Genomic DNA, 11,337 nt, shown 5'->3' with positions numbered 1-11,337 from the left:
ACGTCGGAGCCGACGAACATCTCCCCCTTGCCGATACCGACCACCAACGGTGTCGAGCGGCGCGCGGCAACGATCGTGCCCGGTTCGTCGGCGCAGGCGAACACCAAGGTGAAGTGGCCCTCGAGGCGGCGCAGCACGGCCAGCACCGACGCGGTGAAATCGCCCGCGGTTGCGCCGTGCTGATAATTCGTGGCGACGAGGTGCACGGCCACCTCGGTATCGGTGTCGCTGGCGAACTCGACACCGGCGTTTTCGAGTTCCTGACGCAGCGGCGCGTAGTTTTCGATGATCCCGTTGTGGACGACGGCAATCTTGCCTGCGGCGTCGCGGTGCGGATGAGCATTGCGGTCGGTGGGACGGCCGTGCGTCGCCCAGCGGGTGTGCCCCACACCGGTGGAACCGCGCAGCGACTCCGGATCGGTCTCGGCCAGCGCGCTTTCCAGGTTGGCCAGCCGACCGGCCCGGCGCCGAACGGTGAGCTCACCGGCCCCGTCGACCAGCGCGATACCGGCCGAGTCGTACCCGCGGTATTCCATCCGGCGTAACGCTTCGACGACCACGTCGAGGGCGGGTTGGTACCCGACGTAGCCGACGATTCCGCACATAGCCCGCCAGGATAGTGGATGTGAGCGGTCACAAACCCCTTAGACAGCAGTGCAGCCGCCCGAATGAGACGGCTGCACGCATCTGACCTGTGTCAGGATGGAAACTGTTGACCGGCTTACCAGCCCTGGTTGTTCCAGCCGTTCCCACCTTGGTTGTTGTTCCAACCCGGGCCGCCGTTGTTGTTCGGGCCACCGTCGTCGTGCCAACCGCCCTGGCCGTGCCAGTGACCTTGGTCGTGCGGATCCCCGTCGAAGTAGTTGTCGTCGTGACAGCGGTTTTGATCCCAGTTGTCACCCCAGCCTGGGTCCCAGGACTGCCCGGGACACCAGTGATAGTCGGGAAGCGGGGCCATGGGCATGGCCCCGGCGACGCTCGCGGCGCCGAGGCCGGCGAGTCCCAGACCCGAGGCGATCGCGGCCGCAGCCGCGATGTGTTTGATGTTTGTCACTGTGTCTTCGTACCACTCGGGCGCCCCCGACTACAGCGTTAGCTCCCTTAATTTCTTATGAGTTGCTGTGAATGACCTTTGTATTGAACTTGTTCGAATACGGCGGACGATTGCCGTTGACCGCCGCGCCCAGCGGCGACAGCCCGGTACGGACTGACGTGCGCTACCGTCATCGAGTGGCAAAGACCCGCAAGCTGGTCGGCCCCCTGAGCCGACCCGGCCCGCACAAAGTCTTGCGCGGCGATTTGGCCTTCGCCGGCTTACCCGGCGTCGTCTACACGCCTGAGGCGGGTTTGCACCTACCCGCCGTGGCATTCGGCCACGACTGGCTGACCCGCGTCGCACGGTACGCCGGTTTGCTCGATCACCTGGCGTCGTGGGGGATCGTCGCGGTGGCCCCCGACACCGAACGCGGGGTGGCGCCCTCGGTGCTGAACCTCGCCTTCGATCTGGGGTCCGCGCTGGACATCGCCAGCGGAGTGCGATTGGGCCCAGGCAAGATCAGCGTTGATCCCGATAAGGTCGGCATCATCGGCCACGGCTTCGGGGCCTCCGCCGCGGTGTTCGCCGCCGCCGGGATGCAGGCCAAGCCTCAAGCGGTGGCCGCGATATTTCCGGCTGTGACCACCCCGTCTGCCGAGCAGCCGGCCTCGACACTGCGCGTGCCCGGTGTGGTGTTCAGCGCGCCGGGTTCGGCAAAGGCGCTGCGCTCCAATGCGGTCGAGCTCTGGCAGTCCTGGGACACCGCGACGCTGCGAATCGTCAACAAGGCCAAGGCCGACGGGTTGGTCGAGGGGCGAAGGCTGACGGCGGCGTTCGGGCTGGGCGGTTCGGATCGCAAAACGCGCAAGGCAATTCGCGCGCTACTCACCGGCTACCTGCTCTACACGCTCAGCGGCGACAAAGCCTATCGCGACTTCGCCGACCCAGACGTGCAGCTACCCAAGACGCTGCCCGTCGGCGACGAAACCGCCGCCCTGACGCCCGAAGAAAAGTTCGTCGCGTTGATCAAGGGCTGACCCGGCTCACTGCCCGGCCTGCGGCAGTTGATCCTCGGCAATCTCGCACGGCGTCGATCCGTCAGCCGTCGGCGGCGGCTGATCCTCGGCCGGCGCCGCATCGGAGGGCGTGTCGCCGGGTTGCGCAGCCGGTTCCGCGACGGCCTCGGTTGCCGGCGAAGGACTTTCGACCGCAGGCGCATCGGGTGCGACGTCCTCGTCGAGGGGGCCCGGTTCGGGGTCATCCGCGACCGCCTCACGGTTGTCGGCGTCATCGCGGGCCGGGTCGTCATCGTCATCGTCATCGAGATCGGTCGGGTCGTTGTCGGCGCCTCCGCCCAACCCGCCGGCCAGCGAACCCAGCAACCCGCCGATGCTGTCCACGATGCTGCCGATCACGTTGCCGATTCCACCGGCCACGCCGCCGAGACCACCTGCGCCTGAGGGCAACCCGGCCGCCTCGCCAGGCGGAGCCGGCGGATCCGGCGGCAAAGCTTCGGAGTCGTCGGGCGGAAGTTGCTGCGGCGCTTCGGGAACCGGCAACGCCGCAGCGGGCATGGTCGGCGGTGGGCTGCTGGGCGGTGATATCACCGGCGGCACGACCGGACCGTCTGCCGGCTGCCAAACCGGGCCCAGGTCACCCGGGATGTCGAACCGCACGTCGCGCGTCGAGGCCAACGCGTGGATGGCCGTATCGTAGGACGCCGCCACGGATGCGTTGGCTGCGCTCATGGCCGCGAGCCAGTCATTGCGAATATCGTTGTCCACAAACGGCATGACCTGCCGATGAACAATGACTTCGGCCGTCGATCGATCACCGGCAATCACCGCCTGCCCTGCGGCCAGCCAGTCCGAGCGCTGCACCGCGCTGCGTTCGTCGATCGCGACGGTGGTGGCGACCTTGCCGTCGACCGTCCGCCAGACGGCGTCGAGGAGTGCGTCGCACTGCGCCGCAGCGTCCCGAACATGCGCCGCCACCTCCTCGGCGGCATCGCAGTGCCGTTGCAGGAACCGCGCGGCCGACCCGGCACCAGAACCTCGCCACGCCGCCGCGAGGTCGCTGACCTGTGTGCGCTGCACCCACAGCGCCTCGTCGATCACGGTGGCCGCGGACCGAAGCTCGGCGACGTCACTCTGGAGCACCCGCAGGTCAAGCCCCGCTTCGGTGTCGTACCAATCGGCCACCTGCGACGCGTGCGCGGTGAGGTCGGGCTGGTGATAACCGAGCGTCTGACAAGCCTGCACATAGGTCTGAATGTGATCCACGGCGGCGTTGCCCTCGGCCAGCCGGGCCGCCAGGTCGTATTTATCAGCCACCTGTACCGCTCTCCCCCGCAAGCGGGTGGGGGTACCACCAGCCGCACCGCGGCGAGGGGGCGTGTCCCCACCTCATCACTGCGCTCTGCATCGTCGACGACACGCCGCCATCATCCGATCCGCGCGGCGGCGAACTGGTCGGCGTCGGCGTATCGATCGGCGCCGGCCCGCAGCGTCGCGGCAACTTCCATGCCGGCCCGCGCCCACTGCGCAACTTCGCCGCTGAGCCGATGCAGCGCGAACCCCAGCGCGTCACCTTGGCCGATGTAGGCCCGCCCTGCGGTGGTCCCGTCGAAAGCCAGTCGGGCCAAATGGGCGCGCACCGCGCCGTCGATGAGATGTGCCGCGTCGTCAAATCGGTTCGCGACGGCATGCACAGCTGCAGCGTCGACGAATGCTTCTCGTTGTGCCATAACAGATTCGACGCAACGAGACGTGAGACGGTTCCATTGAGGGCGACGATGCGGGCCGCGAGCGGCCCGAGGAGGAGCCGAGCAGATTCGGAAGCTAGCGGGTACCTCGCACCGTGTCGGCCACGTGGGCGGCGAGCCGGTGCGCGACGTGCTCGTTGTCGGCTTCCACCATCACCCGGATCATCTGTTCGGTTCCCGAGGGTCGCAACAGGATTCGACCGGTATCGCCGAGTTCGTCCTCGACCTGCTGCACGGCGGACTGCACTGACGGCGCGGCGACAGCGGCGGCTTTGTCGGCGACGTCGACGTTGATCAGCACCTGCGGCAGGGTATGCATCGCGGAAGCCAAACCGGCCAGCGAGTTCCCGGTCTGCGCCATCCGCGACATCAGCCGCAGGCCGGTCAGGATGCCATCGCCGGTGGTCGACAGGGCGGGCAGCACGATGTGTCCGGATTGCTCGCCGCCGAGGCTGAACTTGCCAGATCGCAGTTCTTCCAGCACATATCGATCACCGACGCTGGTGGTGCGGACCTCGACACCGGCCGCCCGCATCGCCAGGTGCAGCCCGAGGTTGCTCATGACGGTGGCGACCAGCGTGTTGCCGGCCAGTTCACCGGCCTCCTGCATGGCCAGCGCGAGGATGACCATGATCGCGTCGCCGTCGACGACTTCGCCGGCGGCGTCGACGGCCAGGCAGCGGTCGGCATCGCCGTCGTGCGCCAGACCGAGATCGGCGCCGTGCTCCAGCACCGCCGCCCGCACCACCTCCAGATGGGTCGAGCCGCAGCAGTCGTTGATGTTCAACCCGTTGGGCTCGGCGTTGATCGCGATGACCTGCGCACCGGCAGCGCGGTAGGCACCCGGCGCGGCGATCGAGGCGGCGCCGTGTGCGCAGTCGACCACCACGGTCAGCCCGTCGAGCGGTACGGTGCCGGCTTTGCCGAGCTGGCGCAGATAGCGGTCCAACGCGTCTTCGGCTTCGATGACGCGGCCGATGCTGGCGCCCACGGGTCGAAGACCCGGCCCGCCTGCGACCAGATCCTCGATCTGGTCCTCGGTCGCGTCGTCGAGCTTGTGCCCGCCCGGCCCGAAGATCTTGATGCCGTTGTCGGGCATCGGGTTGTGTGAGGCGGAGATCATCACGCCGAAGTCGGCGTCGTAGGCGTGGGTCAGGTAGGCCACGGCCGGCGTCGGCAGCACACCACAGCGCAACGCGTCGACGCCCTCGCTGGCCAGGCCGGCGATCACCGCGGCTTCCAGCATTTCGCCGCTGGCACGGGGGTCGCGACCGATCACCGCGACCCGTCTGCGTCCGCTGCCGACCCTGGTCAGGCGGCGGGCAGCCGCGGCGCCGAGGGCCAACGCGAGCTCGGCGTTGAGCTCGCGATTGGCAACCCCTCGGACGCCATCAGTGCCGAATAGTCGACCCATGCGGTCAAACCTCTCACAGTTGGTGACCGCGCACACGCACGACATGAGGATTCGCCGGAGTGCCACCCAACTGGTACGCGGCCGTGATCGCCGCCTCGATCAGCGCTTGCTGTACTGCGGCGCCTTGCGGGCCTTCTTCAGGCCGTACTTCTTACGCTCGGTGGCACGCGGGTCACGCGTGAGGAAGCCGGCCTTCTTCAGCGCGGGTCGGTCATCGGGCTGGACAATGATCAGTGCCCGGGCGATCGCCAGACGCAGCGCGCCGGCCTGACCGGACGGACCGCCACCGTCGAGGTGGGCGAACACGTCGAACGCGTCAACCCTGTCCACGGTGACCAGCGGTGCCTTGATCAGCTGCTGGTGGACCTTGTTCGGGAAGTAGGCCTCCAGGCTGCGGCCGTCGAGGTCGAACTTGCCGGTGCCGGGCACCAGGCGAACTCGCACGACGGCTTCCTTACGGCGGCCGACGGTCTGAATCGGGCGCTCGATGAAAACGGAGTTCTCGCGCGGTGCCTGGGCGGCGGCCTCGACGGTCTCGGCTGCCTCGGTTTCGATTGCTTCGGTCATTACTGGGCCACCTGCTTGATCTCGTACGGAGTCGGCTGCTGGGCAGCGTGTGGGTGCTGCGGACCGGCATAGACGTGCAGCTTGCGCTTGATCTGACGGCCGAGCTTGTTCTTGGGGATCATGCCGACGATGGCCTTCTCGACCACCCGGTCGGGGTGCTTTTCCAGCAACTCGCCGATCGTGCGGCTCTTGAGCCCGCCCGGATAACCCGAGTGACGGTAGGCCAGCTTCTTGTGTTCTTTGTCGCCGCTCAGGGCGATCTTTTCGGCGTTGACGATGATGACGAAGTCACCGCCGTCGGTGTTGGGCGTGAATGTCGGCTTGTGCTTGCCGCGCAGCAGATTGGCTGCCGCGACGGCCAGGCGGCCGAGCACCACGTCCTGGGCGTCGATGACGTACCACGTCCGCGTGGTGTCACCCGCCTTCGGCACGTATGTGGACACGCGCTTACCTCTCTCTTTCGGGTCTTCGACCCCGTTGTGGATCCCGGTGGACCGGGTGCCGGTCAGGCGTGTACGGAGGGAGCGTCTCGGCGACCGACATCGACCCGAGTCCCGGCGTTCCGCACACCAGCTTCAGGAGCTTACCGGCGGATATCCGCGCAGGTCAAAATGCGTCGTCCGACGGCGAGATCCTGGACCGCCGCGCCTCATCCGTCGCATGAATCACTGCTGTCACTGGCTCAGTGGACGCCTGTTTTTCGTTTTGTGTCCACCGGCGCTATCACAGCCGAGACGGCACCGAAATAACTGCGCGGTTCCGTCGGTCTCTCCTTACCGACGGAACCGCGCAGAGTCCTCGGGCGATCACCGACCGTGGCGCGCCCATAGGCCCGCGGCCCGTCGGTCAGCGGCCGCGACATCCTCAGCGCCGTCGCGGACGGCGTTTCCGAGGTCGACCAGGATCTCGTTGAGCGCACTTGCGGCCTGGTGCCACTTGACCTGCTCGACGCCGTACGCCGTGGCGGCTTCGCGGGTCCACAATTCGCGCAGCGGCGCGACCTGCGACTGGAGTTCGCGCAGCGCCGTGTTGAACGTCGTCGACGCGCAGTGGATCTCCTGGCGCACCGCAGTCTCGATTTCCTCGAAGTTGTATGACAGTCGCGGATCCATCACCGACACCTCACAGATGCCCGGCCGCCGTGCCGATGCGCCGCGCGTGGTCCTCGGCGGCATCGCGCAACGCGACTTCGTTGTAGCGAATGGTCTCCGCGATACCGTGCAGCGCTTGATGCAGCTTCGTCGACTCCGCATTCCACCGATGCACGACGTCTTTGAACCGCGACGCTGCCAGCCCACCCCACACCGACTGCGGCACACCGCTCATGCGGCCGATAAAAGCCTGCAGCCCCGCCCGAATCTCCTCGTTACGGGTATCGATGGCCGCAGCGACCGCGCGCATCACGTCGAAATCAGTGCTCAGTGCGTTGCCGCCCACCGGTGCGCCCACGTGCCCTCCTTCGTCAACGGCCACGGCCCTTCCCGTGCTCACAAAAAGTAAGACTCGTGCCGGGGCTGTCGGGTTCCCGCCAGAATCAGTTCCAGGCCCGTGCCGACCGGACGGCAAGCTCACACTCCTGATTCACGGCGTCGTCGCGACCGCTTCGGCTCTGACATCCGATACTGATCCGGACCGCCTTGTCGACCCAGACCGTCCAGCGGATGTCGTGGCCGGCCCGAACCTCCCGGTAAGTCACTACCGGGTGTCCTGCCCGCCGCCCCGCCGGGTCGAAGTCGACGAACACGCCGGCCGGAGCCGCGTCTATTGCGCTCTTGATGAACTCCGCGGTTGCCTCCAACCCCGGCAGGGCGACGCGCGATTGGGTCACATGCAACGCCACTTCTGGGTCCGCGGGGGACGTGACCTCAACCCGCGCCGAGCCTGGCCCTGCTACCACTCGACGCATCGGCCACTGCGCCGGAACCTCCAGTGCAACATGGCCTTCCACGACCAAGGCGGTCGGCGAGTAGCCGGTCGCGCGCGGTGCGGGGCGACGGTGCAGCACGCCCGCGCCAACACACGCACCGAACACCAGCACCACCGACGTCAGCGCCCGCAGGCTCCTGCCCGGCACACCGAGGCGGTTGAGCGCACGAGGTTTCTCGTCGCGCGTTTTCAGCTCTCCGGCAAGCCTTCTCAGGTGGATGTCATCGACGACCGCGACCGCCACTGCGGCGGAATTCGACAACTTTGCGGCAATCGTCGTCGCGAGCGTTCTCGCCCCTCGGACAGTTGCGGGCGCGTCGATGACCACGGTCCCGGCCGCGCTCGACACCATTGTCAGAATCGATTGCGCGACCGCCTCGGCGACTACCCCGACCTCAACTCGTCGGGCCTGCGCCGCCGTCAACGCGCCCAGGACGACAACGAAATCCTCAGTGATCTCGACAATTACCGCATCCTCTACTGACGGGGCCGCGCGATTCAGCAACCACGACCTCGGCCGCACCTCGGCATGGCCCACCAGAGCCTGCGCCGCAGCGTCGACGACGCCGACGCGTGGCGCTGACCACCAGGATGGGCGCACGACCGTGACCTGTCCGACGGCACGGCAATCAACCGACTCGAACATGGCTTTCCATAACGATCCGACGGTGACCGGTTGCCGGTCGACCAGCGCCACACCGTCATCGATGCTCTCGAACGCGGCCCGCTCGACCTCGACGTCAGCGACTGTGGCTCCACCGCAGCACAATCGGCGGATTGCGGTCGGGCCGATTTCGATCAGATGCGCTCTCACTGCTCCGGTATCCAGCCCACTTGGATCGTTTGCGGCTCGCTACGACGTGACACCAGTACGCCGCGCCCCGGTGGTAACTGTGACGGGCGCACCGGGCCGATCGTCAGTCCTTCGTCCGGACATGCGCTCATCAGCAGGGTCGCACAACCCGCGTCCCGAAGCCCCGCGAGCAACGGCTCGAACATGGCGCGCGCCGCACCGCCGCTGCGGCGGGCCACCACAACACGCAGACCCACGTCTCTGCCATGCGGCAAGAACTCCACCAGCGGAGCCAGGGGGCTGACGCCGGCACCACCGAGCAGGTCGCAATCATCAACCACGACAAAGATTTCCGGCCCTATCCACCAGGACCGGTCACGCAATTGCATCAGGTTGGTATTCGAGCTGGGCATGCGTCGGCGCAACAGTTCCACCAGATGCGACATTGCCTCGGCTACCGCGTCAGCGGAAGTAAGGTGTTTACCCCGGATCCCGCTCTGGTGTCCGGCCAGACCGAGCAGCGAGCGCCTCGGGTCGACGATGACCAGTTGGCACTCCGCGGGAGTCTTGGTTCTCAGTAGTTCCCTGCACAGCGTGCGCAACGTCGCCGTCTTACCGCATTCGTTGTCGCCCAGCACCAACAGATGTGGCTGCTGCGCAAAATCGATTGCCAGTGGCGCAAGCTCGGTCTCTTCGATGCCCAATATGACGCCAGCGAGCAGCGGACCGGCGCCGTCGACCACAGCGGCGTGGTCGATCCGCTTGGGAAGCACCGGCACCGTCGGCGCCCGCCATCCGTGATTGTGGTCCCGCAGCATGTCCCCAACGCTCGAAGCGGCACCGATGCCCAAACACGGCTGTGCGACCACCATGTGCAATCCTTCGTGGGAGAGCCCTCGCCCCGGTCGTTCCTCTGGAACCTGGTGGGCCCGGCGCCGATCGAATTCGGAATCCCCCGGATCCCCCAGGCGCAGCTCGATCCGGGTTCCAACCTGATCACGCAACGCGGCTCGAATTTCTGGCCATCGCGTGGCGGACAACATGACGTGGATACCGTAGGAGAGGCCCTCTGCGGCAAGCGATGTCACCCAGGGCTCGGCCATCTCGCATTCGCGCTGCAGACTGAGCCAGCCGTCAACGACCAGAAAGACATCGCCGAACCGATCACAGCGTGGATCCCGCTCCGCCATCAGCTGCCGATAGTCGGTCATCGAGTCGATGTTGCACTCACGAAAAAGCGCCTCCCGGGCCCGCAGGAGAGCGCAGAGTCGCCCGATGGTGCGTCGGACACGTTCCGGGTCACCGCGGCCGGTTACGGAGCCGACGTGTGGCCAGTCTCGCAGCGACGCCAAGGACCCGCCGCCGAAATCGAGACAGTAGAACTGCACCTTACGCGGATCGTGGGTGACCGCCAGCGCGGTGATCAGCGTACGCAGTGCCGTGGACTTGCCGGATCGAGGTGCACCGACTACCGCGACATTGCCTGCGCCCCCAGCTAAGTCAACAACCAACGGCGTGCGCTGTTGCTCGAAAGGGCGGTCAACGACGCCGACCGGAACCGTCAATGGCCGACCTGGTTCGCCGGGCCGCAAGAGCGCGTCCAGGGTGGGGGACGCTCCGAGTGGTGGTAGCCATATCTCATGCGCTCGTGGGCCGCTTCCCGACAACCGTTCGACGATCGCCTGTAACACCGTCTTGCGCTCGCCGAGTGCGATCTCGCCGGGGTCGGACATAGTGGATCCGATGGGTTCGGTGGTGAACAATCGGACCGCAGGTGCGAGTTCAGGATGGCTCGACGTCCCGCAAGCGCGGATCGCCAATGGCGGCTCGACGGAACCCGAGACAAACGCCGTCTGGAACCGCACGGGCGCATCGGTACCGACCCGCAAGTACGCTGCACCCGGTGTCGCGGGAAGTTCGTAGGCTTCACAGGTACCCAGAACCGTGCGGGATTCGTTGCTCGACAGCGTTTTCAGACACACTCGATACGACAGATGTGATTCCAATCCCCGCAATCTGCCCTCATCCAGACGCTGGCTCGCCAGCAACAGATGGACGCCAAGCGATCGGCCCAATCGGCCGATCGCAACAAAGACGTCAGCGAAATCTGGATGCTGGCTGAGTAATTCGGAGAACTCGTCCACGATGACGAACAACGCCGGCAGCGGGCGCAGCTGGTCATCCACCTGGCGTCTGCGTTGATAGACCGAGATGTCTTCGAGGTTGCCCGCCGCGCGGAGCACCTCTTGACGCCGGTTCAGCTCGCCCATCAAGGCATCGCGCATCCGCGTCACCAGCGCCGCTTTGTCGGCCAGGTTGGTGATCACCGCGGCCACATGCGGCGCGGGTTCGAGTCCAGAAAATGTCGCGCCGCCTTTGAAGTCGACCAGCACCAGATTCAGCTCTTCCGACGAGTGCCGGACGATCATGCCCAGAGCCACCGTCCGCAGAAACTCCGATTTCCCTGAACCCGTTGCACCGATACAGAGACCGTGTGGACCCATCCCGTGGGCGGCCGCCTCCTTGATGTCCAGTTCGACGGGCGCACCGCTGCTGTCGGTGCCGACTGGCACACGCAGAAACCCCCGGGAGCCGAGAATGCTCCGGTCCGCATCCGGCGGACACGAGCCGATGTCGGTGATGCCGATCAGGTCCTGCCACCTGGTCGCGTTTGACACCGCGCCCGGGCGGGCGGGCCGATAGCCGGCGAGTCGTTGGGCGCACACCAACGCCGCGGCGCGGCTCAGCTGATCGGCCTGCGCGAGGGTCTGTTCGCCGCTCCCCGTGACCACCACCGGATGACCGTCGCCGCAGTCCACTTTGAGCACCGTAACGCC

Annotated in this window: 12 protein-coding genes and 1 pseudogene; 1 reads left to right on the top strand and 12 read right to left on the bottom strand. The window is 66.7% G+C overall.

Going from position 1 to position 11,337, the window contains the following annotated elements:
* Nucleotides 1-605: class II glutamine amidotransferase (locus AC2VOG_RS06400; RefSeq protein WP_486939074.1), on the bottom strand; the 605-nt coding region annotated here is incomplete at its 3' end.
* A 116-nt stretch (nucleotides 606-721) separates the two neighbouring features.
* A complete protein-coding gene (locus AC2VOG_RS06395) occupies nucleotides 722-1,054 on the bottom strand; it encodes an Mtp family mycobacterial-type pilin (protein ID WP_486939073.1) in 333 nt (110 codons plus the stop codon).
* Between the two features lie 176 nt (nucleotides 1,055-1,230).
* On the opposite strand from AC2VOG_RS06395, the gene AC2VOG_RS06390 reads away from it, so the two are divergent.
* The gene (locus AC2VOG_RS06390; protein ID WP_486939076.1) at nucleotides 1,231-2,073 is read left to right on the top strand and encodes a dienelactone hydrolase family protein; all 843 of its coding nucleotides are present in this window, start codon (nucleotides 1,231-1,233) and stop codon (nucleotides 2,071-2,073) included.
* A gap of 6 nt (nucleotides 2,074-2,079) precedes the next feature.
* On the opposite strand, the gene AC2VOG_RS06385 is transcribed toward AC2VOG_RS06390, so the two are convergent.
* The 10 genes and pseudogenes from AC2VOG_RS06385 to eccCb form a co-directional block, all read right to left on the bottom strand.
* Nucleotides 2,080-3,369, bottom strand: a complete 1,290-nt coding sequence (locus AC2VOG_RS06385; protein ID WP_486939072.1) for a hypothetical protein — start codon at nucleotides 3,367-3,369, stop codon at nucleotides 2,080-2,082.
* Nucleotide 3,370: 1 nt separating this feature from the next.
* A pseudogene (locus AC2VOG_RS06380) lies at nucleotides 3,371-3,466 on the bottom strand (hypothetical protein); the annotation flags it as partial.
* Between the two features lie 13 nt (nucleotides 3,467-3,479).
* A complete protein-coding gene (locus AC2VOG_RS06375; protein WP_486939071.1) occupies nucleotides 3,480-3,782 on the bottom strand; it encodes a type VII secretion target in 303 nt (100 codons plus the stop codon).
* Nucleotides 3,783-3,876: 94 nt separating this feature from the next.
* Complete coding sequence (glmM, locus tag AC2VOG_RS06370; protein WP_486939070.1) at nucleotides 3,877-5,214, bottom strand: phosphoglucosamine mutase; 1,338 nt, start codon at nucleotides 5,212-5,214, stop codon at nucleotides 3,877-3,879.
* 99 nt (nucleotides 5,215-5,313) lie between these two features.
* Nucleotides 5,314-5,781 carry a 30S ribosomal protein S9 gene (rpsI, locus tag AC2VOG_RS06365; protein ID WP_486939069.1) on the bottom strand — a complete coding sequence of 156 codons (468 nt, stop codon included), beginning with the start codon at nucleotides 5,779-5,781 and terminating at the stop codon, nucleotides 5,314-5,316.
* Complete coding sequence (rplM, locus tag AC2VOG_RS06360) at nucleotides 5,781-6,224, bottom strand: 50S ribosomal protein L13 (RefSeq protein WP_486939068.1); 444 nt, start codon at nucleotides 6,222-6,224, stop codon at nucleotides 5,781-5,783. The genes rpsI and rplM overlap by 1 nt, the downstream gene beginning before the upstream one ends.
* A gap of 363 nt (nucleotides 6,225-6,587) precedes the next feature.
* Nucleotides 6,588-6,893 (bottom strand): WXG100 family type VII secretion target, encoded by a 306-nt coding sequence (locus tag AC2VOG_RS06355; protein WP_486939067.1) that lies wholly within the window; start codon nucleotides 6,891-6,893, stop codon nucleotides 6,588-6,590.
* Nucleotides 6,894-6,903: 10 nt separating this feature from the next.
* Nucleotides 6,904-7,203, bottom strand: coding sequence for a WXG100 family type VII secretion target (locus AC2VOG_RS06350; protein WP_486939075.1), 300 nt, complete (start codon nucleotides 7,201-7,203; stop codon nucleotides 6,904-6,906).
* A 112-nt stretch (nucleotides 7,204-7,315) separates the two neighbouring features.
* Nucleotides 7,316-8,521 carry a type VII secretion-associated protein gene (locus AC2VOG_RS06345; protein WP_486939066.1) on the bottom strand — a complete coding sequence of 402 codons (1,206 nt, stop codon included), beginning with the start codon at nucleotides 8,519-8,521 and terminating at the stop codon, nucleotides 7,316-7,318.
* Nucleotides 8,518-11,337, bottom strand: a 2,820-nt coding sequence (eccCb, locus tag AC2VOG_RS06340) for a type VII secretion protein EccCb (RefSeq protein WP_486939065.1), incomplete at its 5' end; no start/stop codon positions are given. The genes eccCb and AC2VOG_RS06345, both read right to left, overlap by 4 nt.

This window comes from Mycobacterium sp. TH-M11, assembly GCF_057473725.1.
The sequence above is the reverse complement of the archived record's forward strand: the minus strand, read 5'-3'. Positions and strand labels throughout refer to the sequence as shown.